The organism is Bradyrhizobium sp. 76 (assembly GCF_023073025.1).
GTDB lineage: Bacteria > Pseudomonadota > Alphaproteobacteria > Rhizobiales > Xanthobacteraceae > Bradyrhizobium.
In genome coordinates this window covers 1-23982 of the sequence record NZ_JADPIS010000028.1, presented here as the reverse complement: position 1 = coordinate 23982, position 23982 = coordinate 1, and the positions used below count along the sequence as shown (strand labels likewise).

The 23982-nt window shown below is 58.5% G+C and carries 23 protein-coding genes and 3 pseudogenes; 11 read left to right on the top strand and 15 right to left on the bottom strand.

Going from position 1 to position 23982, the window contains the following annotated elements; genetic code table 11:
* The first annotated feature begins 571 nt into the window (after positions 1-571).
* The gene (locus IVB48_RS07755; RefSeq protein ID WP_247399132.1) at positions 572-742 is read left to right on the top strand and encodes a hypothetical protein; all 171 of its coding nucleotides are present in this window, start codon (positions 572-574) and stop codon (positions 740-742) included.
* 84 nt (positions 743-826) lie between these two features.
* Positions 827-1024: pseudogene (locus IVB48_RS07750) on the top strand (DNA polymerase/3'-5' exonuclease PolX); the annotation flags it as partial.
* Positions 1025-1042: 18 nt separating this feature from the next.
* On the opposite strand, the pseudogene IVB48_RS41300 reads toward IVB48_RS07750, so the two are convergent.
* Together IVB48_RS41300 and IVB48_RS07740 are read right to left on the bottom strand one after the other, a co-directional pair.
* Positions 1043-1278, bottom strand: a pseudogene (locus IVB48_RS41300) (hypothetical protein); the annotation flags it as partial.
* Between the two features lie 573 nt (positions 1279-1851).
* A complete protein-coding gene (locus IVB48_RS07740) occupies positions 1852-2424 on the bottom strand; it encodes a hypothetical protein (protein ID WP_247399130.1) in 573 nt (190 codons plus the stop codon).
* A gap of 389 nt (positions 2425-2813) precedes the next feature.
* On the opposite strand from IVB48_RS07740, the gene IVB48_RS07735 reads away from it, so the two are divergent.
* Positions 2814-3005, top strand: a complete 192-nt coding sequence (locus IVB48_RS07735) for a DUF3311 domain-containing protein (RefSeq protein WP_247399127.1) — start codon at positions 2814-2816, stop codon at positions 3003-3005.
* A 3-nt stretch (positions 3006-3008) separates the two neighbouring features.
* The gene (locus IVB48_RS07730) at positions 3009-4475 is read left to right on the top strand and encodes a sodium:solute symporter (protein ID WP_247399125.1); all 1467 of its coding nucleotides are present in this window, start codon (positions 3009-3011) and stop codon (positions 4473-4475) included.
* 175 nt (positions 4476-4650) lie between these two features.
* On the opposite strand, the gene IVB48_RS07725 is transcribed toward IVB48_RS07730, so the two are convergent.
* Positions 4651-5001, bottom strand: a complete 351-nt coding sequence (locus IVB48_RS07725; protein ID WP_247399123.1) for an amino acid permease — start codon at positions 4999-5001, stop codon at positions 4651-4653.
* Between the two features lie 38 nt (positions 5002-5039).
* Positions 5040-5327, bottom strand: coding sequence for an amino acid permease (locus IVB48_RS07720; RefSeq protein ID WP_247399121.1), 288 nt, complete (start codon positions 5325-5327; stop codon positions 5040-5042).
* Between the two features lie 1241 nt (positions 5328-6568).
* Here IVB48_RS07720 and IVB48_RS07715 point away from each other — a divergent pair.
* Positions 6569-7510, top strand: a complete 942-nt coding sequence (locus IVB48_RS07715) for a hypothetical protein (RefSeq protein WP_247399118.1) — start codon at positions 6569-6571, stop codon at positions 7508-7510.
* Positions 7511-7595: 85 nt separating this feature from the next.
* Here IVB48_RS07715 and IVB48_RS07710 read toward each other — a convergent pair whose 3' ends face one another.
* Positions 7596-8450, bottom strand: coding sequence for a ParB N-terminal domain-containing protein (locus tag IVB48_RS07710; RefSeq protein WP_247399115.1), 855 nt, complete (start codon positions 8448-8450; stop codon positions 7596-7598).
* Positions 8451-9590: 1140 nt separating this feature from the next.
* On the opposite strand from IVB48_RS07710, the gene IVB48_RS07705 reads away from it, so the two are divergent.
* Both IVB48_RS07705 and IVB48_RS07700 read left to right on the top strand, forming a co-directional pair.
* Positions 9591-9893, top strand: coding sequence for a hypothetical protein (locus IVB48_RS07705; protein ID WP_247399112.1), 303 nt, complete (start codon positions 9591-9593; stop codon positions 9891-9893).
* 402 nt (positions 9894-10295) lie between these two features.
* Positions 10296-10469 (top strand): hypothetical protein, encoded by a 174-nt coding sequence (locus IVB48_RS07700; protein WP_247399109.1) that lies wholly within the window; start codon positions 10296-10298, stop codon positions 10467-10469.
* Between the two features lie 165 nt (positions 10470-10634).
* Here IVB48_RS07700 and IVB48_RS07695 read toward each other — a convergent pair whose 3' ends face one another.
* Positions 10635-11105: a hypothetical protein gene (locus tag IVB48_RS07695; RefSeq protein WP_247399105.1), complete on the bottom strand. Its 471-nt coding sequence runs from the start codon at positions 11103-11105 to the stop codon at positions 10635-10637.
* A 217-nt stretch (positions 11106-11322) separates the two neighbouring features.
* Between IVB48_RS07695 and IVB48_RS07690 the strand changes: the two genes are divergently transcribed.
* Positions 11323-11958, top strand: coding sequence for a tyrosine-type recombinase/integrase (locus IVB48_RS07690; protein ID WP_247399102.1), 636 nt, complete (start codon positions 11323-11325; stop codon positions 11956-11958).
* Between the two features lie 847 nt (positions 11959-12805).
* Here the strand turns inward: IVB48_RS07690 and IVB48_RS07685 are convergent.
* From IVB48_RS07685 to IVB48_RS07655, 8 genes are all read right to left on the bottom strand, one after another.
* A complete protein-coding gene (locus IVB48_RS07685; protein WP_247395406.1) occupies positions 12806-12955 on the bottom strand; it encodes a hypothetical protein in 150 nt (49 codons plus the stop codon).
* 209 nt (positions 12956-13164) lie between these two features.
* The gene (locus IVB48_RS07680) at positions 13165-13554 is read right to left on the bottom strand and encodes a response regulator (RefSeq protein ID WP_247399099.1); all 390 of its coding nucleotides are present in this window, start codon (positions 13552-13554) and stop codon (positions 13165-13167) included.
* The gene (locus IVB48_RS07675; RefSeq protein ID WP_247399097.1) at positions 13551-16157 is read right to left on the bottom strand and encodes a GAF domain-containing protein; all 2607 of its coding nucleotides are present in this window, start codon (positions 16155-16157) and stop codon (positions 13551-13553) included. Before IVB48_RS07675 ends, IVB48_RS07680 begins: the two co-directional genes overlap by 4 nt.
* 251 nt (positions 16158-16408) lie before the next feature.
* Positions 16409-16543, bottom strand: coding sequence for a hypothetical protein (locus IVB48_RS41145; protein WP_256468876.1), 135 nt, complete (start codon positions 16541-16543; stop codon positions 16409-16411).
* Between the two features lie 10 nt (positions 16544-16553).
* Positions 16554-17552: an ABC transporter substrate-binding protein gene (locus IVB48_RS07670; RefSeq protein ID WP_247399094.1), complete on the bottom strand. Its 999-nt coding sequence runs from the start codon at positions 17550-17552 to the stop codon at positions 16554-16556.
* 353 nt (positions 17553-17905) lie between these two features.
* Positions 17906-18376, bottom strand: a complete 471-nt coding sequence (locus IVB48_RS07665) for a nuclear transport factor 2 family protein (protein WP_247289169.1) — start codon at positions 18374-18376, stop codon at positions 17906-17908.
* A 1637-nt stretch (positions 18377-20013) separates the two neighbouring features.
* The gene (locus IVB48_RS07660; RefSeq protein WP_247399091.1) at positions 20014-20697 is read right to left on the bottom strand and encodes an RNA ligase family protein; all 684 of its coding nucleotides are present in this window, start codon (positions 20695-20697) and stop codon (positions 20014-20016) included.
* A gap of 268 nt (positions 20698-20965) precedes the next feature.
* Positions 20966-21166 (bottom strand): hypothetical protein, encoded by a 201-nt coding sequence (locus IVB48_RS07655; protein ID WP_247399088.1) that lies wholly within the window; start codon positions 21164-21166, stop codon positions 20966-20968.
* Between the two features lie 193 nt (positions 21167-21359).
* On the opposite strand from IVB48_RS07655, the pseudogene IVB48_RS07650 reads away from it, so the two are divergent.
* Positions 21360-21544: pseudogene (locus IVB48_RS07650) on the top strand (hypothetical protein); the annotation flags it as partial.
* A 312-nt stretch (positions 21545-21856) separates the two neighbouring features.
* Here the strand turns inward: IVB48_RS07650 and IVB48_RS07645 are convergent.
* Entirely contained in the window at positions 21857-22333 is a 477-nt protein-coding gene (locus IVB48_RS07645; protein ID WP_247399087.1) for a cupin domain-containing protein, read from the bottom strand.
* A 131-nt stretch (positions 22334-22464) separates the two neighbouring features.
* On the opposite strand from IVB48_RS07645, the gene IVB48_RS07640 reads away from it, so the two are divergent.
* Positions 22465-23193 (top strand): helix-turn-helix domain-containing protein, encoded by a 729-nt coding sequence (locus tag IVB48_RS07640; protein ID WP_247399085.1) that lies wholly within the window; start codon positions 22465-22467, stop codon positions 23191-23193.
* Positions 23194-23464: 271 nt separating this feature from the next.
* Positions 23465-23982: DUF1648 domain-containing protein (locus IVB48_RS07635; RefSeq protein WP_247399083.1), on the top strand; the 518-nt coding region annotated here is incomplete at its 3' end.

Genomic DNA, 23982 nt, shown 5'->3' with positions numbered 1-23982 from the left:
CTTGCCGGCATCTACACGCGAGTTCTCTGGCCTCTACGGCGGGGTAGTTTCTGATACTGCGCAAAAAGTTGCCGGTCGGGGCGCCCTCAAAAAATACGTTTCTTCACGGGAGTCTCCACGAACGACACTTCGGGCCAAACGGAATGTAGTGATTGGCAGCTCGCCAGGCAGTCGGGAGATCGCTTGTCGCCGTCAGGAAAATCCTGACTATGAAGACCTCCGTTCGGGCGAGAAGGTTCGGTCAAGTGGCTGCAAGTCAAAACCTCAACTAACACGGGGCATCTGCATTGCTCTACTTGTTTATGCCGCGACCGCGGCTTTCCACATTGGTAGGCTCATTCGCTGATCAGGCTAGGGAAGCGCAGCGTCTCGGCGACCTAGCACAACACTGCCGCTGGATGTGCGGCAGCACGAAGGGTTTGGTGCGCTGCACGATGGTAATCGCCCGAGGAGTGGGAGTATGCTTCGACGTCTGCCAAAGACGGCGCTCGAACGCCGCACACAATTCCGTCCAAGGATGGAAAGGCCGCTCTTCGGGGCGGCTTTTCTGTGAGCACGGGGGTTGAAGCAAATGCATCCGAAAGTCCCTATCGACCTTGACACGGAAAGGTCGCGCAAGAGAGCCGTGTGGTTGCGTCAACTAGCTGAAGGGGTGGCTCACCCCGAATTCGCTGAAAAGCTCAAGGATCTGACTGAAGAATATGACGGACTTGCCGAACAATTAGAGCATGAACGCCAGTAGGGCCGGTCTCTCGCGACCGCCTTCTCGGAATGCTGGCTTACCGAACGGAGTGCGGTGCCGCGAAGACCTCTACTTCGCGCCTTCCATCCGTGGCGTCTAGATCTCGACTGGCGTTGGCACCAAGCAGCGCTCGAGTTCGGCTGCATGATGAGCATCAATCCGGACGCCCACTCGGTCCCCGAGCTTGACCACATGCATTGGGGCGTCGAGATGGCGCGCAAGGGCGGCGTGGCACCGGACCGGGTCCTGAACGCGATGGCTCTTCCGGAGATCACCCGCTAACTCCGCCAGAAGCGGCGCGAACTCGAGCACCGGCTGTCCTTTGGACATGATCTGCCACCCGCCGCTGATGCGTTCGACCAGCCCCTGGGAAAAATGTCGAGATCGGGCACTCGCGCGGCGAGGCGCTTGGTCCGGTCCGCTCATTCGCGGCCACTGGTCGCCAGGAGGGCCATGTCGCGTTTGACGTCCTCCATGACGGCGAAGCCATCCGGATAGCTCACCAGGATCTTAAGGACCGTCACCTGGAATTTCACGCCCCCCGCATCAATCAGCGCCACATCGGGCGCACGGGACAGGGCTGGCGCCGCCGACTTGCCTGAGGAGGTCAGGGGAAATCTCACCCTTGGTAACAGCCTCCAGGATTTCGGTGCAGCGGGCGTGCTCGGCGTGCTCGGCCGCGAAAGCTTCCCAGGTCCGGCTCGGGCTTGAGCAGGCGGCGATTTCGGGCAAGACTTCATAGGAAGCGGCGTAGGCAGATTTTTGTCGACGCCCCCCGTTACTACCCCAGAACTGTAACGCGCAATGAGGGAAAAAGTAACGCTCAATCCGATGGCCATTGCGGGGCGATTGGCACTTCAACTTGTGCCGTTACTTAAAACGGAATTCCGCGTTACTTTTCTCAAATTTGGGCGGTACTGCGCCAGGTCCGCTCGAGGAAAGACCCATTGACCCACAGTACGTCTCGCAACCCAGCCCAGAGTCGAGCTGCGAGAGGCAGATCAGCACCTCGATTGTACAACCGCACCGCGCCATACGGAATACAGCCGTTCGACACGCTTTTCGGGCCCTTTTGACGACTAGCCTGAACCGAACCCACGGTCTACTCTCTAGTCTCGATACCGGCAGAACTCATCCCCGTTCTCATATTCGAAGCAAGTCTTGACGCGAGGACGCGGCCCGATTTCGTAGTAGGAACGGCCTTCGTTCCGTTCTCCAAAGCCAAATCCCCGGCCGCGATCAATGTCGTCCTCGTCCCGACGTGAGTTGCGTCCCATGGTTCGGTGATCGTCATCTTGATCCATCATGCGGCCCATACGGCGTTGGCTCGGTCGATCGTTGTCCATGCGGTCCTCACTACGCTGCCGCGTGGTCCAATCTCGATTGATCCGCGTCTCCTCTGCGCTGCGTCGCTCTCGGTCCCGGGTTTCGTCGGACTGCTGAGGCGTGCGCTCCGGCTGAACTGGAGTGCTTTGAGTTTGGGACTGCTGCGATCGCTCGGGCGTTGCGGGATTGTCCTGACTGCGAGCGCGGTCTGATTGCTGTGTATCGGGGTCTCGCCGGATGTCGTTTTGTACTTGGGTTGTGTCTGGTCCTGCTTGCTGAGCCCACGCAGCGACGGGGAAGAGGCTAGGAACGTTGAACGCGACGATAGCGACGATAGCTAAGGCTGAATTGCGCATGTCACACCTCGCAAGGTTTGCAGTGTAACCTCGCAGATGGGTGTTCGTTCTTAGTCGCGGGAAATTTTCCGCTCTCCGCGGCAGATGCCCGTGATGGGCCGCAGCTCGAATGTTCCGCCAGCGAGATCCGGTTGCTCGGTTTGCGCTAGGTCAAAAGCGGCCATGGTCCGCCGGGGCCAACCCCCGTAGGTTGGCCTGATCGCGTGCAGGGAGTCCGACGGCGCTCTTACCCTTCTGATCCTGATATAACACCGTTGTGAGAAACTTGGGCGGTGCCCCGTGTTCCAACACCGTCGTATGTGCAGCTGACATCGTGTTGGAACTTTCGCAGCAAAGTTGGCTTTTCACCTCAGCAGGAGGGAAGGTGTTCACAACGAGAGTTCTTGTTCATGCGCAGCATCCGCCTGCTGGCCATTCTTCCGTTCCTTGCTCTCATCGTCGGGCCGTTTTTCGTCAACCGCGCAACCCCGCGCATTCTTGATCTACCGTTCCTGCTGGTCTGGATCGTGGCCTGGATCCTGCTCACCTCTCTCATCATGGCCGTGATCTATGCGACCGACCCAGCCAACCGGCAGGGATGAGCCATGAACGGCGCGCTGCCCTTCATCACCGCCGCCGCGCTGCTCGCGCTGGCTCTCGGGTTCCTGGCGAGTCGCGGCAAGGACATGAATCTCGAACAATGGGCCGTAGGCGGGCGCAGTTTCGGCGCGATGTTCGTATTCCTGCTGCTTGCCGGCGAAATCTATACCACCTTCACCTTCCTCGGAGGCAGCGGCTACGCGTACGGGAAAGGCGCTCCCGCCTATTACATTCTCTGCTACGGGACGCTCGCCTATGTGCTCTCCTATTTCATGCTGCCGCCGATCTGGCGATATGCCAAGGACAACCAGCTCTATTCCCAATCTGACTTCTTCGCGCGCAAATACGACAGTCCGATGCTCGGCCTGATCGTAGCGCTCGTGGACGTTGTGGCATTGATTCCCTATCTCGTGCTTCAATTCAGGGGCCTGGGCATCATCGTCGAAGTCGCCGGCTATGGCGCGATCTCCTCGAGCGTGGCGGTCTGGATCGGCGCCATCATCGTCGCAGCCTATGTGATGGTCTCTGGCGTGCACGGCTCCGCCTGGACCTCGGTGGCAAAGGACATCATGATCGTAGCCGTCGTTGTCTTCCTCGGGATCTATCTACCTTATCATTATTACGGCGGGCTGGGATCGATGTTTGCTGCTATCGAACAGGCCAAGCCGGGCTTCACGGTGCTGCCGCCGCACGGCGAAAGCCTGTGGTGGTTTTCGTCGACCGTGCTGCTCACCGCGCTCGGCTTCTACATGTGGCCGCACTCGTTCGCGTCGATCTACACCGCCAAGAACGCCACGGTGATCCGCAAGAACGCCGTCGTGCTGCCGCTCTATCAGCTAATCCTGCTGTTCGTCTTTCTCGTCGGATTCACGGCGGCCCTGCAGGTTCCCGGACTAGCCGGTTCGAACATCGACCTCGCCCTGTTCAAATTGTCAGTCAAGACGTTCGATCCCTGGTTCGTCGGCGTGATTGGTGCGACGGGCGTACTCACGGCACTGGTACCCGGCTCGATGATCTTGATCACCGCCGCAACCCTGATTGCCAACAATCTCTACCGCGCGGTCAACCCGTTGGCCGACGACCGCCAGATATCGCGGCTCGCAAAGCTGTTAGTGCCGCTCGTTGGGCTGGTCGCGGTATTCTTCACCCTCAACGGCGGGGAGACCATCGTGGCACTCCTCCTGATGGGCTACAGTCTGGTGACCCAGCTGTTTCCTTCCCTGGTGCTCAGTCTCGCAAAACGTAATCTCGCGACTAGAGAGGGCGCCGCCGCGGGGATCCTTGCCGGCGTCTCCACGGTCGCCGTCGTAAGCCTGACCGGCGCAAACTTTCACGCGGTGTCCTGGCTGCCATCGCAGGTTCAAGACCTGAACATCGGCGTCGTCGCGCTCGCGGTGAACGTGGCGGTCCTGTGCGTCGTCAGCTTTGCGACGCGCCTCGCTGCCAAGCCGTCACAGGTTGCCGCAGAATAGCTGCCAGGCCGTGCGTAGGCCCATCAGGCTGGATAGCGCCGACGCGCGTGCACTTGGCGGCAATCCGCGTGAACGGCGCGCACGAAGGGACTAAGCTCAAACTGAATTGCGAATTCAGTGATAGTAGGGATTCTGCGCCGAGGGGACAGCTTGCCGCCTTACCCCATGAGGTCGATCAGGAGCACAGAAGCGCTGGTGCGGAGTCCCGCGAGAGGTACCATGCCGGCACGACGAATACGTTAGGCGGCGCCTTCGGCTCCGTAAGCTTGATGCGAAGCAAGGTTAAATTGACCAGGGCAAAGATTGCGAGTGTCAATCGCGATGTCCATTCGGCCAGCCCCGTGAGCGGAACGCCGAGCGCGAGGATCAGGATCGCCGCGACGCCGCACAGGGTCGCGACGATGGGCGTGCCGGTTCTGAGGCTTACCTTGGCGAGAATCGGCGGAACATTGCCTTGGTCGGCCAAACCGTACAGCACTCGAACAATCATGATCATGTGGACGATGATTCCATTGACGGTGGCCACGACTGCAATCGCCCCCAGAATCTGGGGAGGAAGTCCGGTCAGTCGCTGAAAACCAGCGCCAGCGGAGCAGGGGAGTGGGCGAGTTCGTCCGACGTCACAGCCGTAACGGCTATCCAGACGACCGCGGTATAGAGAACCGCCGTCGCGCCTAGCGTGATGAAGAGGGCCGTCGGGAGGGTCCGGCGAGGATTTTTTACCTCCTCCGAGATATTAACGAGGTGTTCGAAGCCGATGAAAGCGAATACGGCAAGGAACGAGGTCCGCGCGACCCCGGTCCAAGCGCCGAAGTCCGCAATAGCGGGCCACATTTCGGGCAGCCGCGACACCAGCCACCCTCGAACAAGCCAGCCACGAGGATGAGAAGCAAGCCTCCGATCTCCACGATCGTCATCACGCCGGCGAAGCTGATGGACTGGACCGCCGAGAGGCAAGCGACGGCCCCCATCGCCAGCACGACGCCAGCGATGATCCAAGCCCCCGGAAGCGGTCGGAAGACCCCAATGTAGCCGGCGCTCCCGACGGTGATCGTGGCGCCGGAAATCGTCGCTGCAGCGACGACCAATAGCCCTGTAGCAGCGCCAAACCGTTTCCAATGGAAGGCAGCCTGCACATAGGCGGCCTCGCTCGCCGCGACCGGCAGCCGTGTGCCGAGTTCGGCAAAGGTCCCAGCTGTCATGCCCATCACGACCGCTGCAGCCAGAAACGCCAGAGGAGCGTGCATGCCGCTACGTGCAGCGGCTGCGCCCACCAGACGTAGATTCCGGCCCCGATCGTGACACCCAGTCCATAAAGGACAGCATGGGTCAGTGTGAGCGATCGCAGAAGCTTCGGGGGGTTATCAGAGGTCATTTTCCAACCGCGCGATAATGTGCGTAGGGGCGACAGGCTGTTTGCCATCAAGTTGCGAGGAGTGCTCGAGCCTTATCAATCGCCCTCGCTCATAAGCGCAGGCAAAGCTCTAGCCGAAGAGTGTGGAGCCAATAGGCCGGCCTGCAGCCAAACCGCCAACCTCAACCAGCGCAATGGCGGAGTCCCGGCTATCACCACCACCGGCACGGCCGGGCTGCCGCCCTGCAGATCGAGCCGGAATACCGCACCAGGAACCGGGGGTCTGGCTGGGATCATCTGCTCATATGCGGCTTCCGAACGGACCTGCCCAAGCCGGGATGACTGCAACCCTCGAGCCTCGAGCCCAAGGGCCCTTATCCGGTGCACCGCGGCCCGGAAGAACTCCCGCTTTTGGGAAGCTAAGCCGCGTTGAAATGCTATCGCACGGTAAGTTACCGGTAATTCGCCGGTAACTTGTCCGCCAAATGCAGTGCGATCGGCCAGGCTTGGTAGTCCGGCCCACCAAGATCCCGTGGCGAGGATCGTCGTGTTCGACGGCTCGCCATTCGGGTTGCCGCTTGCGCATTCTGTTTTCATACTCTGGGGATGCAGCTGTAATATAGCCCCCGGTCCCGATATGCGATCTCTGCCAACCCAGCTTCAGAGGCCTGATTTCGCAGGTAGATTGCGCTCGCGGACAGATGGGACCGAGGCGGATTACCGGAAGCGCTGCGACGGTATGGAGCGCACCCTTGCCCGCAAGCGCGGGTCACCTGTGGGCATCGCCGATGTTGTCGAGGACTTGCGCGCACGTGCCAAGTCACTGGCGAAGGCTTCTTACTATCTTTATCGGGCCACTGTTCTGCAGCGGATCCGCGACCTTTTTGCGGAGGGCGTGCTGGATGAAGAGGGCATCCAGAAGCTCGTTGCTCGGCTGACGCCGGAAGATGGGACGGCCTCTATCGGCACATGTGTGCCCGAAAAACGTACGTCCGCTCAGTCGCGAAAGCACGTACGGGCAGTATCCTTCAGCACCCTGGCCTTTATGTCCTATGCCAAGAAGACGCGCACCTACGTCATCGTTGGCGCCATGATGGAATACGGTCCAGACCTAGTCACGCGTCCATGCGAACTCATCGGCGGTATCATGACGGGGAGATGGCTCTCAATTCGAGCAGCAAAGTGTACGAATGGAAGGGGTGTCGGAGAGATCCGAAACCTAGGCCTGAAGGACGCCTTCACCGATTTCGATCTGGAGGAAGTCCGTGATCTGCTCACGTTGCTTCGAGAGGATTTGCAGAAGGTTGGAGGCGACCGGTCAAAGCTCGTACGGCGCTATGGCGCCGCATTGCGGCGATTGCGGCAGGGTGTTTCCTGGGCAAAGGGCATAACCTTGAAGTCGACGCGAGCCCAAGGGCGCGCTAACCTCGCGCGCGCTGGTTATACGGCTTTCGAAATTGCCTCGATCATGGGTCATGCATCGGCCGAGACCTCGGCGTCGCACTACGGCAGGAAAAGCCAGGGCTGGAAGTCCAGTCACAATCGCCGGCCATTGGCCATCTCCGAACGAGCGCTCGGAAGAGTGCGGCCGGGGGCGCGAACGAAAGCGAAGATTGCGCGGGGTCAACCCCTCACGTTCTCCGAAGCCCGAGACGCTTTTGCCGGACCAAAGCCGGCTTAAGCTCAGCTGAAATCGCTCGCTTGGGGCTGGTAAGAAGTGCTGGAAAACTCCGATCGATTGCGGTGTCCTGCTGACCAGGTTTTGTCTAACTATTAGATTTGATCCACAAGAGGAACGCCTCGCGTGCAGAAGTCGACGCGTCGGACCACGCTAATTTCAGCGCAGCCAAACCCAGCAGGTCGTCCGTACCTTCGATGGCGTCGGAAGACTGCAGTTCTAAGTGCGGCGCAGCATCCGTCCCTGCTTCCCCGGCTGGCTCATTCGATTCCTTCCATGCCTGCACGGCAGAGACCTCGGCACCCGCCGTCGCCTGCTGAATGAGATTTTCTTGGGTAGCAGGGGGCAGCAGAGGCAATGCATCAAGCTCTGCGCCGTGGTCGAGACTGGTTCCCGCGACCCGCGCTAGATTGATGTGCCCGTTCTGAGTGGCCCTTTGAACGATGCGCTGGATTGCGCGCTCGGACTTACCGGTCCGCTTGGCAGTGTCGGCGGAAAACGACGCAACCGCCAATTTGGCGGTTGCGTTATTGCGTCCCATTGCCACGTTTGCAGCGGCGGCGCCACGCGCCTTGCTCTTTCCGTACATTTGCTCATGGAGCCCGCGTCGACGGGAGAGAAGAATCGCTTCTTCAGCAGGGCTCAGCGCCGCACGAACGAGGTTCTCGTCGATGTCCCACAGCTCTGCCTCCAGATCTGAGAGTGGAACGACGCGGCAAAGGATGGTGTCTACACCACGAACGCGAGCCGCATTGACCCGCTGCATCCCCGCGACGAGTAGGAATTTACCAGGATTTCGGGCGTCGGGCCGGACAGCCGGAGGCTGGATGACGCCGAGGGTTGACATAGACTCGACCATGACCGGGGTGAATTCGTCAACGACGCCACGGTGCCGATGGGCCGTCGAGATGTCAGCAAGAGGGACCAGCCTAAAAGCATCCATTCGAGCGCCGCCGCCTGCAGCAGGTGAGCCATCGAAGGGAGTGGACAACAGCAATGTTTCGCCGGACGTAGGGTCGGGGGCCTTGCTGGCGCACGAAGAAGCGTCCGGATGTTCGGCTGCCTGCGGAAGGTTGGAGGCGGGGTCTGACGCATTATCTGGCCGCGGCGAGCCATGGGTAGTGTGCTTGGGGCGCTGCAGTCTGGGAAAGCCATACGGGCGGCAAACTGGCGCAAAATGCTGACGCGCTTCGACCGAAGTGGAATCCGGGCTCCCCAAGTCACCCTCAGTGTCGACCGCGCGCCGTTCCACTCTTCTCTCCTGTTTGCTCAGCTCATGAGCGTTGCGTGGATAGATTATGCCCGATGCATCGGTTGCTGCAAAATCGCACGGACTGGGCAAATTTGTTGACACCGTTCGACCAAGTCAGGAGAAATTCAGTGGCTCGCGGAAAGCCGCGCGAAAATTTTATTTTGGAGGAGCCGTGAGGCCGAAGAGCGCCGCGGCTCGGCCAATAGGAGCAGCCGCTTTTGCGTTAGGAAGGGTCCGCTTCCGGAATTGCAAAAAGCGCAGGCAAGAAACACAGATGCGACTGAGCATTGAGACTTGTCCGCGGACTTGTCTTTAGTCTTAGGGTCATGTGCCGGTCAGAGCGACGGGGCTGCAATCCCTGCATTTGAGCGATAAGATACGGTGTGCGGTGTCATCAACATATCGCGTTCAGCGTTAGGACTGGTCCGGGGACCAGTCCGAGAAGCCGCGGGGCGGCTCAGCGGCCGAAATTGCTTCCAACGTCTGTGGAAGTCACAAATTGCTACGCCTTAACCATACGGGAGCTTGAGAGGTTGGCTTGTTGAGGCTGCCGACCTACTTATGACGGGTCCACCGCTCCTGAGGGCGGTCGCGCGGGTCACGGAGAGTCCCGCCGGAAGTTTCCGACCCAGAGTCACTCCGTGACTGAAGGCGGTGAAAGGCCTCTCCGATTTTGGCCTTCATCCTGGCAAAACGGCTACGCGCACCCCCGGAAATCATTTGAAACCAGCCCCGGCACGTCAATCGACGCGCGGCATTTTTGCACGCGCGCCGCGACGGGCGTTTCGGTGGCCAAGCGTAGGGAGACTGGTCTCGCGACTAGTCCTTTCAATGACAGCGCACACCGCCAACACCACCTCTGGAAACAATCACGACACCGCTGAAAGCTCGGAATCCGACTCATTTGACGAATCTGAATTCAATGAAATGGTCGCGGAATGGGGGCTGGAGCCGATCAAGGCCTATGCTCGCATCACTAGCCAGAAGAAGAAGGTCTTCCGGGCGGCCGAGAAAAAGCGTGAGTACCGAGCGCAGCGGAAAGTGGAGGGCTTCGACCAATACGTTGTCGAGGTGCCGGCGGACGAGGACGCGATCCGATCCGGAAGGCGTGCCCGGCGTGCGGCAAGCCGATGAAAGCTGTGTCCGAGGAAGCTTCAGAACGGCCGCCGCGGTACGTCTGCACCAATTGCAACGATGACCCGCTGCGCGACCCCGCCGCCCGCAAGTGGGCGGACGGCCCGCTGCGCCCTCCGGAGCCGTAGGCGTTCGAGCTGCGCGCGGTCTTGGTGTCGAGCATGGAACGGGCTCGGCCGGACACCGTTGATGTGGCGGGCCCGCGCGAATGCGCGGCCTGCGTGGCTCCGCCCTCACACCCCCCAGCCCCAAAAGGCGGGGCCACGCTCATTCCACCACGTCCTTTCGCAGAATTTTCCGTTGATCGTAACTTGCGTGAATCCCCGGCTTGCAGGGTTCAGGCAGAATTCTGCTTTCGCGCTGGGGGAGACCTCCAATGTTCGATGCTGAAACCACGCGCTTTTGCGCGCCGTTCTCGACGAGGTGAGCGACGGCGTATCCCGCAACGAGACCGCCGCCCGCACCTATGTGGCCTCCATAATCCTCGAAGCCGCCAGCAAGGGCGAGACCTCGGTCGACGGGCTCAAGCAGATCGGCGCCAACGCGCTTCGCGAGGCGCCGATTGTGCGGCATTGACGCTGCTCTCAAGCGAGCACGCGCCCAGCGCCGCGCGGCCTCTAAGCAAGGCGTGTAGTCATTAAAGCGACGGGAGCCATGTCCGGTTTGCCGTCAACACCTGCCCAAGAGTGGATCGCCTCCGAGGTCGCAGATTGGGCCTAACCGGACGTTCGGAATGCCTCGTCATTGCTTCGGCTCGTTCTGCCTCCTGGCCGCAGAGACATCTGAAACTCGCGCACTGATCGGCAATCCGTGCTGCCTTAGAACGCTCCAACCTGCCCATAGCCCAATCAGGCCCCAAAGTCCGGCTGCGGGAAGAACCCAAGTCATTCGTCGAGCGCCCAACGCTACGGCGATGGTTGCACAAAATACCGCAACCAAGATGCCGAGAAGTACGTATGGCCAGTTGCGTACGATCCCGTCCAATCCCCTTCGCGCGATGAGAGATACTGCCAGCACCCCGAAGGCGCTCATGATCAACAGCAGAACATTGCCGCCAATGTCGAGCGCGATGTTCAGCTGAGGCGCGGCCGATCGAACCAATAGCAAATGTTCCCAAAGTCGAATGCCTGAAGCATAAGCGATGAGGAGGCAAAATAGTCCAAACGCAAAGCCGATAGTCTTCAGGAGGTTTCTAGTCGTTTGTACTTCCACCGAGACGGTCCAGAGTTTACCCGCATGCAGCTCTTACTTGTCAGACACAAGTGACTAAGACTCGGTAACGAAGTGCGTCCGAATTCAATCGAAGTCCGATAGGGGGCAAATTGCGACCTCTAGTCCATCGAATTGGACCTAAGTACGCCTCCTATGGTCCGAAAGCCGACGTAAGAGAGTTCGAAAGTGACCAACCTCATCAACTGAGGAGGTCATCATGACCGATGTCTCAAATGCTGCAGAGAACGTCCAAAAGCGCGTCCCGTGGAACAAGGGTAAGGTCGTTGGCGCTAAGCCGCCACTCCGGCCGAAGCACGTTTGGTCTATCCGGACGAAGCTCCAGGTTGAGGGACGAATCCGTGATCTGGCGTTGTTCAACATCGCAATCGACAGCAAGCTTCGTGGGTGCGACGTGGTGGGCCTGAAAGTCGATGACGTGGCATCAAGCGGGTATGCGGCCGATAGAGCAAGCGTCCGCCAGAAGAAAACTGGACGGCCGGTCAAGTTCGAACTTACAGAGTCTACCCGTCAAGCGATCGATGACTACCTGAGGGCAACCGGCAAGAAGCCTGGCGATCGTCTGTTCACCGGCTGTAGAGGCCCCGGGTGCAGCCTGACCACTCGGCAATATGCGCGTTTATTATCGGGCTGGCTGGCCGGTATAGGGTTGGATCCTCATCTGTTCGGAACGCATTCGCTCCGTCGAACAAAAGCGACCCTTATCTATCGGCGCACGGGCAACTTGCGAGCGGTGCAGCTGCTGCTGGGGCACACCAAAATCGAGAGCACCGTCCGATACCTAGGAATTGAAGTCGACGATGCGCTTGCAATAGCAGAGCAAGTCGACGTCTGAACTAGCTGGGCAGAGCGGACATGCTCTGCCCCTTTCTTCAAGGCGGCTTCGGGCCAGAAGCTGACTTAATGGTCTGCAAACCCTAATCGGCAGAGAGCTGCCTACTGAGAGGTCGTCGTGCTACTTTAGCGGCCATGTCGCCTTTCAGCATTCGTTCCACCCTTATGCTCGGTCTCGTCGTCGCGGGCACGTCAAGCGCGTACATGTTTCTCGGCCTCAGCCTCGTCGTGGTACTGATAGCCTTAGGCTTAGCCTGCCTTGTATACATTCCGTTCGCTAAGCGATACGGATGGGGTAATGAGGGGCGTCTCACGAGACATCTCAGTCGTCCGCCATTCGAAGACGAAAGCCGCAGAGCCGGTTAAACCGCGAGAGCGTATGTATCCTGAAGGAACAGGATGACTGTTTCAGACGAAGTCCGAGTTTGGCGATTTCGAGTGCGAGGCTTTGCGGTTGCTGGAGTTGTATGTCTCGCCCTGATTTTCTTTCTGAAGATTTTCGATCCAACCGAGTTCGCGAAAAGCGTCATTCTTCCGCTTGTCCTGCTTTTCGTCTTCCTTTTGCTGTGCGGGACATATTGCACCCGCCGGTATTGGAAACATTTCAGAGAAGATGAAGTACGACGCGGCGGATCAGAAGAAACCGCGCGTGCAAAATGGCATAGAATGCACCCGCCTCTTGGCTAGATGCTGGTGGTCCGCTTCGGGTCAAAAGGGTGCCTCGGAAAACTTTCACGCCCTGTTCCGGTGAACTTCAGGAAGCAGACCTCGCGACACTCTGAGCTAATGATGACTCCGCCCGGTTTCCCATGCTGACCGACATGACGTAGGTTCAGGCGGCTCCTCGGCTAGGCGATCAAATAGAAGGTGGTTGCCAGCGCCGCGGCGAGGACCGCCAAGCGAGTGGCCGCTTTCATCATTTTCGTCATGGACGATTTTTCGATGATGAAGTTTAGCCCGCTAACGACCACGACCATGAAAGCCACAAGCAACCACATGACCCTCATCCTCTGATTGAGCACAGTGGCATCTGTATCGGGCAGGTGTCCTAATTTATCCTTGCTTTATTCTAACCGGACAGCACCCAACAAAGGTCTGCTCAGGGTCAATCGCGTCGGTGGGCGCGATCAAACCGGCGTCTGGCTTACCCCCAATTGCGGACATCAAGGCGCCCAACGGAGCTTGTCGGCTTCGGGCCATCAGCAGACTAAGCAGTCCCTTCCAGCCGTTGATCAATTTCCTGACGCAACAGTCCAAAATCTATTGGCTTGGATAGCAATCCAGCGGCGCCAAGTTCTCTTGCGCGCTTCACGGTTGCATCGTCCCCATAAGCAGTAATCATGATGACGGGCACGTTAGGACGTGCTTCTCTTACCTTTGGAAGCATTTCAAGTCCGCTCATGCCTGGCATGTTGATGTCCGACAGTATGAGGATTAGTGACGGATCTGGTATCGCCTTCACCTGCTCAAGAGCCGCAGGAGCAGACAGAGCAAATTCCATGAGAAACCGCCCCGCCCGCAGGTCGCGACGGAATTGCTGCCGGAACATGCTCTCGACATCGGGCTCGTCGTCCACGACAACGATGTAGGTGCTCACGACGCGCCTCCAGATGGGTTATTGCTCCCATGACGCGGCAAGATGACCACGAACTCTGTAAACTGCTGCGGCTCGCTTGTGACTTCAATTCGGCCACCATGCTGTTTAACAATGATGTCATGGGCGATCGAGAGGCCGAGCCCTGTACCTTCCCCGGCCGGTTTGGTCGTGAAGAATGGATTGAAAATCTTTTCCTTCACCTCCGGTGGGATACCGGTGCCATTGTCGCGAATGCGTATTTCGACTTGTTCCTCGTTTGCGCGTGTGCAGGCGGTGACCAGTGGTTCGAAGTCGCCACTGCTATTGCTCGCCACACGACTGGCCACCGCATGGAGCCCGTTCGAGATCAAGTTGAGCAGAACGCGGGTGATTTCCTGGGGAAACACCTCGACCATTCCGGCGCGCGGATCGAAGTCGCGCTGCAAGGTCACATTGAACTGCGGTTTCTCGGCACGGGCGCCGTGATAAGCAAGGTTGAGACTTTCATCGACCAGTGCATTGATATCGGCAGGCCGATGCTCTCCTGAGCCTTCTCGCGAGTGCAGCAGCATGTTCTTGACGATCGAATCGGCGCGCTTGCCGTGCTGTACCACCTTTTCGAGGTTTGACTTCAGCATCAACGTAAGTTCGTCAACCTCGCTGCGCATCTTATGGTCGAGAGGAGCCGGAGCCAGGGCCTCCTTGAGTTCGGTGGTCAATTCCGCCGAGAGCGCAGCAAAATTATTGACGAAGTTGAGAGGATTCTTGATCTCGTGGGCGATTCCGGCGGTAAGTTGACCGAGAGAAGCAAGTTTTTCTGTTTGCACCAGGCGGTCTTGCGCGGTTCGCAGCTCATCCAATGATCTCGACAGATCGGCGGTGCGCTGACGCAATTCGCTGAGAAGTCTTGTATTCTCGATGGCAATGACCGCCTGCGCGGCGAACTGCTCCAGTAAGGCTGTTTGCTTCTCAGTAAAAGGGCTATTCTCCTGCCGGAAGATCATGACATTCCCGACTACGCTGCCGTCTTTCAGCAAGGGAACTGCCAATACACACTGCGCGCCACCCAGCTCAACCAAGGCGCGACGATTACGTTCACCGTCGAGGTAAGCTTTGGATTTGGCGAGGTCAGCGATGCCTACCGAACGTTCGCCTTTCAACAGACGCGCTGGAGCGGTGTCAGGACCGTAGTCAAGTGGCTGCTTCCGGCGGTACTCATCGTAAGCTGAAGGCAAGCCGAATGTGGCCGCGGTATGAAAACGGTGCCCATCATAGCTGTTGAGCACACCGAAATTCGCGTCGCAAAGCTGCATCGCTTTGCCAAGTATGGCATCAAAGACCGGTACCAGATCCCCACCTGAGCGGCTGATTATGCTGAGCACCTCCGATGTCGCAGTCTGCTGCTCCAGCGCTTGCCTGGTCTCATTGAAAAGTCGTGCATTTTCGATCGCAACGACGGCCTGGCCGGCGAAGTTCTCAAGCAGCCAGATTTGCTCCTCGGTGAATGGCCTAACCTCCCGGCGATAGACGTTGATTACGCCGACGATGTCCTCGTTCCTAATCATGGGCACATACAACACGGTGCGCGCGCCGCCCAACTCGACACCGGCGACTGCATTAGGATTACCACTGCGGTAAGCTTCGCTTTCCTGAGCATTATAGACGTGAGCCGGCTTCCTGGTTGTGCGCATCTCGTCGGCTGGAGTTGCCGCGCCTCCCGTATGCAAGTTTTGCCGTCGGTATTCAGCAAAGGCAGCCGGAACACCCGCTTCGGCAACTGCCCGCATTGCGCCTTGCTCCATCTGGTAGATGAAGCCGCAGTCCGCCTCGCAGAGGCGCATGGCCTTGGCCAGCATCTGCTCAAACACCGGTTTAAGATCGCCGGGCGAGGACGAGATGACCTCAAGAACTTCGGCTGTAGCGGTTTGCCGCTCAAGCGCCTCCTTCGTTTCGTTGAACAGCCGCGCGTTTTCTATGGCGATCACGGCCTGGTCGGCGAAGCTTTGTTGCAGCACCAGTTCGTCTGAAGTAAAGGGCTCGAGCCGATCGCGTTGGACGACGAGTGCTCCGATCGCTTTGCCGTCGCGCCGTAGTGGCGTACCGGCCACGGTTCGAATGCCCACCGAGCGGGCCAATGTCACGGGCCAGTCTGCCATATCAGCATCGATATTATCGATGTCGGGAATATGGATTTGTCGATTCTCCCGGAAAACTACCGCGGGCAGGTTTCGGCCTCCTGGGCGGCGCTGCTCCTCCGGTACCAATGCGGTGATGCGCTCGATACCGGAGCCAAAGCTGACTGAAAGACCCCACTCGCTGCCCGCGGCGATGCGGATAGCAACGCTCGCACCATGGAAGAGGCGCGCGGTAGCTTCCGCAATCTGCTGAAGTCCGCTTTCGGCATCACCGGAGGCGCTGGCAATAGTGCGGAGGATGTCGGCACTGGCATTCTGCCTCTCCTGCAAATTGGCGAGTTCGTCGCGCAGACGGGCATTTTCGGCATCCATCGCCGCGGCCCGTGCAGTTGCCGCATCATGCGCTGCAAAACTGGAACCAAGCCGTTGCTCGAGATCGGCAATCAGCTTGTGGAGGTCGGCCACGGCGTCCGGAGGAGGCGCGGTCATTCGCTCAATCCATGCGCCAGCCGATGCGGGCCGGCTCAAATCATCGCCTGTATGGACAGATTATTCCATTCTAGGAGCATCAATGCCAGCGGCTTTCCGCTCTTTGGCTGCCAGAAAAAGAGGATTTCCAACGATGTCGTCGATTTGGCCGACGAGCGACACTTCCGGCCATCACTTGATAGCCGACATTTAGACGGATGCTAGTTTTGTCGCGGTGGGCCAACTGCAGACTCGTGCAGCGCAGAAGATCGTTATCCAATCACCTCGTTGGCGCGGCCGAGCAGCGTCGCAGGGAGATCGATGCCGAGCGCCTTGACCTTCGAGAACATCGGAATGCTCCCGGTCCTCAACCCGGAGGTCTGCAATGGGTGGTCATTAGCGGACATCGCTGAGCACTTAGCGCACGTCCGCTTTAATCAACTCGTCAGCCCTCGCGACCAAATGCTGAGGAACAGATAGGCCCATATCTTTGGCAGCTTTGAGGTTGATCGCAAGATGAAATTCGCTCGGCCCTTCGACGGGCAAATCACTTGGCTTTGCCCCGTTGAGGATCTTCTCGACGAAATATGCGCCCCGACGCCATATTCCATCAATTGTCGGACCAAAGGCAAGCAGTCCGCCGCTCTGCACCCATTCTCGATATTCATGGGCGTTCGGAATTTTGTTTTCTATTCCGAAGTCGACAATCCTCTTGCGATCAAAGACGAACATCGGATCGGTGACGGTAGTCATCGCATCAATCATCGTATCCTGCCTTTTGCGCAGGATTGAAGCAAACGCGACCTCAAATTCCGGCGGTGAACGAACTTCAAACGGCTGCGCTTCAATTTCCAATTTTTTAAATCCCGAAGAAATACTGTTGAGATGATTGCTGGCGTAGGAGGGAAGCGGATTGTAAAGAACTGCCAACCGCGAGAGTTTTGGAACAATTTCTTTCAAGAACTCGACACGTTTGACATCGCGAGCAGGCGAGAGATTGTCGATACCCGTAAGGTTCCCGCCAGGATGTGAAAGAGACGAGTATAATTTGGTTTCAACGCCGCCGCGGCTCGAGAGCACGACAATGGGAATTGTCGCAGTAATCTTCTGGACCAAAAGTCCGGGGTAATTTCCCACAGCCACGATCACGTCGACATTCTGCCGGACGAGATCGGCAGCCATCCCGGGCAGAAGTTCCGAATGTCCTTTTGCCTCCCGCCATTCGATGGTGAGATTGTTGCCCTCTGAATAGCCGCGATCACTTAATTCGCGAACGAAGCCGTTTACCCAAGGATAGCTGCTCAGATTAGCCGTCAGATATCCAATACGGTAAATCTTTTTAGATTGCTGCGCTTGAGCCGCCAGCGGCCACACCGCAGCGCCGCCGAGTGCCGTTATGAACTCGCGCCGCTTCATGTCTGATGCCTCCGCAAAGCCTAGAGACAACCTATCACTCGCCCCAAACTAACACATTGGGGCCGTCCGGCCATGATCTCTGCCACAGATTCTCGAGTACGCCTGCCAGCCGCGCGATGTGCGGTGCGGGTTCAAAGGCGAAAAACTCAACGCGAGCATATTCAGTCCGCTAAGCTCCATGGAACGGACCTCAATGAGACGTGCTGCCACTTCGTGGATGGGCCACTTGCAGACATCGCGCGAGCGGTGTGCATTTCGAGGCAACTTATTCGCTTTCGGACCCACGTGCAGCAAGATCAAACGCCCACCCTCAAAGAGGATGGGCGCGTGGTGACTTACGACATGATGACGTCCTACTTCTTCTCGGCGCTGGCTTCCTTAGCTGGAGGCGGCTTCATGCCGACGGTCAACTGGCGGATTTTTAAAGCGCCGCCTTCACGTATGTCGATGGCGCCCCAGAAGACTGTGACCTTGGTGGCGTCGCCGCTCTTAGGGTCCTTACCGAAGATGTCGGTCTCGCCGTTGGCAACGACCAGATCGTTGTTGATGACCGACATGTTGCCGACTCTGATCTCGATATGATCGGTGCCGTTCTTGAAGTTGTTTTCGTATTCGGTCTTGAGATCGGAAAACACACCGCCCGGGTTGATCTGGACGCCGTCCTTTGTATAGAGCGCAGCGACACAGGCCGCGTCTTTCTTGGAGACGCAGTCGGTGTAGGCGACGGCTAATTTTTCGGCCTCCTGCTTGACCTCATCGGCCAGTGCCGGTGCAGAGATGAAGGCGGAAGAACACAATGCCAAGAGCAATGAACGTCGCTTCATAGCAACTTCCCCTCTGGTTGTGATGCACAATTGCATCGCGACGTCCTCCTGACGTAGGACGTCGCGTTGCATTTGTTCCGAGGGGGCATTCTTTCGTTAGGCTGTAATACTACCGGCTTGTGAGTATATGCCATTTGCACGGATTGGCACGCGCCAACCTTGATCATCGATGGCGGGGCGGGCGGCGAATGCGATCGGGAAAGACAGGCAAGTTGACGCATGTGACAGATGAAAGTGTCTTGCTCGACGCGCGCGATGGCCGACCTTGTTATCCAGATTGTTCACCAAAGCGGCCGGCAAACGGCCCAAGCAATTGCTGATCGCAATCAAGCGGCCGAAGGCACGCACATCCCGATCCAGCTACTTGTGCGCGACCGCACCGCTCGATAGGCCCGCTAGTGAGAGGAAGTCTCGGAACTCGGCCTGCGAGACGCATAATACGTTAGACTATCACTGATCTTGTCGGGGACCCATTCCTCCGCGGTTGAGTCCCAATGATGAGTGTCGTCGAAGTGTTTCCAGAGTGGTCGCTTTGGCTTGCTTTCACCGTTCTGTCGGTTTGCATTTAGTGCGCGGAGTTGGACGACGAGCACCCCAGCCATCATCACCCATTCGCGAGCGCTATATCGGGAGTTCCATTTGATTGCGGCGAGCATTGGATGCCTCCTTTAAAATAAGAAGCCTCTGCCACATTAGCGTGGGCCAAGAATGCAGGGATATAAACTACCTCACAGTTTGCCAACATCTTCGACATAGCCGCGGGCGATCTCACTGCGCGGCGACCGTAATCTACGTTCGTTCGGTACTCGGGCGTCATTTTGCCGCGCCAAACGCCCGCGACGGCGCCGTCGTCAGGCCCAAGGCCAGGCTAAGGCGAACGCTAAGGCTAAGGGACGTTACAAGGCGACCGCTGCGTCGATCTCGGCCGCGCCGGCCCGATCGTGGGCGGCACGGCCAGGGTGTCAGTGCAATGAGCTCCGATCCCGCCAGGGCTGCGCGCGCGTCTTCGGCCTCGGCGCGCTGCTGCTGTCCTATGGCCTTTGACTTGCCTGCGGCGCCGGCATTGCTTTCTCGCGACACTTGCGCTCGGATAGGAGGGACTAAGTCCCTCATTGATGTCGATGAAATCAAAAAGTTTGTGCAGGAGAATCCAAGTCGATTAGTGAACTCGCTCCTTCATACTAACGTCGAAAGTACAATGGAGGTGGAAAGATGAAGTGCCTGCATATTTTCGCTACACCTGATGGCGAATCCCATTTTGGCGAAGTTGATATCCCCACGACTCTAACACGATCGTTTCCGAATGGAGCGCCTGCCGCCAACTACGAATCCTCGCGTTCCGCGTTCTACGAGGCCTCGCGAGTTCGTTTTGTTCATATCCCTGCAGGGGCGCGCGAAGCGGACTTTCATAACCCACCGGGGCGACTCCTTGCTATTTGGTCGGATGGCGAGGTCGAGTTTGAAACGAGCGACGGAGAGATGAGACGTGTCTCCGCTGGGAGGGCGGTTCTGGTCGACGACACGCATGGGAAAGGGCATATCTCGCGGCACCCTCCGGAAGGGCAAAATGTTATATAGGTATTACTGCCGCACGGCCTTGACGCGCCTTTTGCGTGATCGGTTGTTGGCCCTTGGCATCACTTCCCGGCGACGTGACAATTCACTCGCTGTCGGATCGAGGCGTCATTCGGCGAAGCAGTAACTGCTGGCGTTTTTCGCCATCGAAAGCTGTCTTGAACCCGCGTCATCGCGGGGTGGGTCCGGTTCTTCACCTTGATCCAGTCCCTTGACCGGCCGGCGCTGTAGCGCCGGTCTTTTCGCTTCGAGACCAGTCCCTCGAGGCCCATGCGGCAGGAGGCGCCGAACAGGTCAGGCCCGATCGCGCCGGGCTCTAACGGCGCGACGAACATGCCCTCCGGCCGGCTGCGCAGCAATTTTGCTAGTTTGGTCTTGCGCATCGAGAGCGGGAGCGACCGCAGATCCTCGCCGCCGAGCGCGAGAACATCGAAGGCGTGGAGCTGCACCTCGTCATCGTGCTTGCGCGAGTGAAGGGCATTGGAGTCGGAGCTGCCGTGGACGCCGAGCACAACGGCCTCGCCATCAACGACGAATTGCTGCTCGCGGTTCTTTAGCGCGGCCGCAACGATCCACGGGAAGCGCCTGGTCCAGTCGTGGCCGTTCTTCGTCAGCAAGCGCACGGCTCTGCCATTGCGCTCGATGCGGAGGCGATAGCCGTCGTATTTGATTTCATGGATCCAATCGGGGCCGTCCGGCACCACCTTTGCGGCGGTGGGCAGGCAGAAGTCAAACGCTGTACGCATGGTGGTCAGATGGGTCTCACGAACCTATCGGCCTGTTCCAAAACGAGAGCCGCGGCGGGTACATCGCTGCGGCTCTCGCATTCTCTAAAAGTGGCCGGGTGAAGATCAAAGGTAAGAAAACTTAGCCAGCCCCGGTAGGGAAAAACTAGCAATGAACCGCCTGCGAATCGCGTCATTTCTTCGGCCGAACAACGATCTAGCCGGAACGGTATTGCGATAGTGCTGTCACTGCTGCGGCGCGGAGAGGGCCGCCTGGTAGGCGGGCCATTCAACTCGACCTGCCGTCACTGATTTCTTGCTGCGTGTCGGTGGTGCCAACGTTACTCTGATCAGCACGATCATAATCGGTTGCTAGGCGTTCAGGACGTTTGCCGCTGAGCAGAAGCTGTTTGCGCATTTTAGCGAGGCAAGCGCGGCAGTATTCGCGATAGATCAGGTCGAATATGGCGGGCATCATTGCCCCCGTCATTTGAACATCACTAGGATATTTCCACCACGAACTTTCGGATCACCTTAACCCCGTTTGATCGCTGCCCGAGTGAACCCATTCACAGCTTTGCATTTGGCCGTTGGATGTTGCGCGATTGTTTGGTTTGGTTGTCGGCACAAATAGAACAGGGCCAATTACCTAACAGGTATTGTAGGAGCCTTCTGTTTCGGCAGACACCGATCGCGAGAGCGTGCTCCGCAACCTTCTCTCGGCTCAGTACGCCTTTGCGGTCCGGATCGTGGCTTTCAACGCCGTTGATGGCTGGTCTCGGGACGCGACCAGGAGGTCGCAGATGAGCTTGGTGACCGCGCCGCCGGCAACGCTCAGATCACGCCAGCCTTGAGGGCAACACAGTGACGACTTTCGAAAAGCTGGCCTCCTGCTACCTTATGGTCATTCGCGACGGTGCAGACTTCTGCCTGTCACTTCCGGTGCAAACGCGGCTTCGAGGCCCGCGTCCTGCTTTTGGGACAATCTACGCCAGTTCTCCCCCCGTAATCACCCCGCGGGCGCACACCGATACGCGAGACGGCGGTGGGAAGCGTGCCGAGCTGCCGGCTTCAGACGCACGTTGACAGCGGTCCGGATGTTCCATCCAGGGATTTGATGAACAGTCCCGCTCGCAGCGGCCAAGCTCATTGCGAGCCCACGGCACAAGCGAACGAACTTCTAGTGATGCCTGACCGGAATCAGCGAAGGACCATTCAGGTTAACCGGCAGTATTTCGAAGAGCACGTGCACCATAGGTGTATCCGTCTTGTTAAAAACGGTGTGGTTTATATCCCCAGATTCAAAGAAGAAATCGCCCGGGGCGTAAACTACAGTCTTATCTGGCAACACGTAAGTCATGTAGCCGGAGGTGACTTGGCGGATGCCGGGGCCCTCGTGATTGTGCTCACCCACATGTCCGCCGGGCGCAAGCGTCAACTCGGTGACTCTGAGCTTGTACTTTCCATTGATCTCCTTGAGGAAGCCTTCAAGCGGCGCCTCGAACTTGATTTTGGCGACCAAGCCGCTGGTGTCGACTTTGACTGGGCTTACGCCTACTTGCGCGCGCGCCTCGCCCGCCTGTCCAAGCAATGCCACGAACGGTGCCGTTGCGAGAGCCAGAAGAAAATCGCGTCTGATGGGTTTATCGTTTGGCATGATAAATCTCCTGTTGCAGCTAGTCGACGCCAATGGCAATCGAAGCTGCAGCGTAAGCCGCTCGCCGGGCCCTGAACTAGTGCGTAGACCGGACTACTTCCGCACCCCCGCACGGCGTGATACGCTCAGTCATGCACCGTTACGGCCAATATTGTCCCGTGGCGCGAGCGGCGGAAATTCTTGCCGACCGTTGGACCGTGCTCATTGTCCGCGAGCTGCTTGCCAACGTTAGTCACTTCAACGAACTTGAGCGCGGTCTTCCTCACATGTCCCGCACACTGCTTGCGGGCCGGCTGCGGCGATTGCAGCAAGCCGGCGTGTTGGAACGGCGCGGTGCCTCACGGGGCAAGCAGACTGAATACCGACTGACATCCGCTGGGCGCGACCTGCAACCGATTATCGACCAATTTGGCGGATGGGGAGCGCGCTGGGCTTTCGGTGATCCGCGGCCCAACGAGCTCGATCCCGTCGTCCTGCTGTGGTGGATGCGTCGCCGCGTGCGCATCGAGGCCGTAGGGAAACGCCGCGTGGTGATCCAGTTCGACTTCGGTGGTGGGCCGACCCAGCGCTATTGGCTTCTGATCGAGCGCGCGGACGTTTCGGTCTGTCTCAAGAATCCCGGTTTCGATATCGATGTGATCGTCTCAACGGACATCGTGGCGTTTTATAGAGTTTGGCTGGGGCGCATAAGCTTCTCCGAAGCCTTGCATAGGCAGCAGGTCCGGCTGGACGGGACGCCCGCCGACGTTCGAGCTTTCTCGGGTTGGTTTGCTTGGAGTCCGATGGCAGACACGGTACGAGCTGCGCTGGCGGATCGGCGGACTTCGTCGTCCAACGATCGTCATGCCAAGCTAGACTAGCCAGGAGGAGCACAGGCTGAAGCTGTTGCGTCGGTCGGTATGTCTGGGGTGGGTCAAAATGGGCGGTCTAGCGCTCGGCTGTACGACTTCCGGTCTGCCCTGTGAGCCGACATGCGGTGACACCGCGCCAACGGAGCGATGGGCCATAAGCCGTCGTCGCGTCAACTTAGCAGCAACCATGAGGAAGCAAGCGCGAGTGGTTCCATCTAAACAGGTGGATGATTTCTCCGTCTCTGGATACTCTCGGTCAGTGCTTAGGAAGGCGCAGAGCATGCTACCAGCAGACTACGTTTTTGGCTTCGCTGTTGCGTTGGTTGTCGGCTTGAACCTTTATCTCGGGCCCCGCATCGAAAGCGAGCGCGTTGCTATGCAATGGGGCCCGAACGGCGAACCAACTTGGTGCGCCCCAAAATGGCTCGCCATGTGGGGGATGATTGCCTTCATGGCGGCCGTGCGGCTCTTCATCTGGTTGGCGTCGACATATGCGCCGCAGCATGTGCACGATAGTCATTTTCTCGCTGATCGCTGCCGGCTCTCACCTGTTCGTTTTGATGAAGGCGAGAGCGACCGTTTGAACGGTGCGCAAGTCGGCTTCGGGTCAAAATGCGAAGAAGTCAACCTGAGCAAATCTTGTCCGCCATGCCTCAATAAGCGGACCTCGTGGGGCGATGCTGCCACTCGCCGAACGGCCAACAAGAGACCACTCGCAAGGTCACCGACGACTTGGCAGCATTCGTTGCATGACGCCGTCGCGGTAAATGAAAATGTGGGCGAAGGCTGCGGCCACAT

Excerpts from the sequence above, each read along its gene's own strand:
- IVB48_RS07645 (WP_247399087.1), bottom strand. The coding sequence starts at position 22,333 with ATGCCAAACGATAAACCCATCAGACGCGATTTTCTTCTGGCTCTCGCA.
- IVB48_RS07755 (WP_247399132.1), top strand. The coding sequence starts at position 572 with ATGCATCCGAAAGTCCCTATCGACCTTGACACGGAAAGGTCGCGCAAG.
- IVB48_RS07665 (WP_247289169.1), bottom strand. The coding sequence starts at position 18,376 with ATGAAGCGACGTTCATTGCTCTTGGCATTGTGTTCTTCCGCCTTCATC.
- IVB48_RS07685 (WP_247395406.1), bottom strand. The coding sequence starts at position 12,955 with ATGTGGTTGCTTGTGGCTTTCATGGTCGTGGTCGTTAGCGGGCTAAAC.
- IVB48_RS07735 (WP_247399127.1), top strand. The coding sequence starts at position 2,814 with ATGCGCAGCATCCGCCTGCTGGCCATTCTTCCGTTCCTTGCTCTCATC.
- IVB48_RS07660 (WP_247399091.1), bottom strand. The coding sequence starts at position 20,697 with ATGCGTACAGCGTTTGACTTCTGCCTGCCCACCGCCGCAAAGGTGGTG.
- IVB48_RS07640 (WP_247399085.1), top strand. The coding sequence starts at position 22,465 with ATGCACCGTTACGGCCAATATTGTCCCGTGGCGCGAGCGGCGGAAATT.
- IVB48_RS07705 (WP_247399112.1), top strand. The coding sequence starts at position 9,591 with ATGACAGCGCACACCGCCAACACCACCTCTGGAAACAATCACGACACC.
- IVB48_RS07655 (WP_247399088.1), bottom strand. The coding sequence starts at position 21,166 with ATGACGGGGGCAATGATGCCCGCCATATTCGACCTGATCTATCGCGAA.
- IVB48_RS07710 (WP_247399115.1), bottom strand. The coding sequence starts at position 8,450 with ATGGATGCTTTTAGGCTGGTCCCTCTTGCTGACATCTCGACGGCCCAT.
- IVB48_RS07740 (WP_247399130.1), bottom strand. The coding sequence starts at position 2,424 with ATGCGCAATTCAGCCTTAGCTATCGTCGCTATCGTCGCGTTCAACGTT.
- IVB48_RS07730 (WP_247399125.1), top strand. The coding sequence starts at position 3,009 with ATGAACGGCGCGCTGCCCTTCATCACCGCCGCCGCGCTGCTCGCGCTG.
- IVB48_RS07715 (WP_247399118.1), top strand. The coding sequence starts at position 6,569 with ATGGAGCGCACCCTTGCCCGCAAGCGCGGGTCACCTGTGGGCATCGCC.
- IVB48_RS41145 (WP_256468876.1), bottom strand. The coding sequence starts at position 16,543 with ATGTCCGCTAATGACCACCCATTGCAGACCTCCGGGTTGAGGACCGGG.
- IVB48_RS07670 (WP_247399094.1), bottom strand. The coding sequence starts at position 17,552 with ATGAAGCGGCGCGAGTTCATAACGGCACTCGGCGGCGCTGCGGTGTGG.
- IVB48_RS07690 (WP_247399102.1), top strand. The coding sequence starts at position 11,323 with ATGACCGATGTCTCAAATGCTGCAGAGAACGTCCAAAAGCGCGTCCCG.
- IVB48_RS07675 (WP_247399097.1), bottom strand. The coding sequence starts at position 16,157 with ATGACCGCGCCTCCTCCGGACGCCGTGGCCGACCTCCACAAGCTGATT.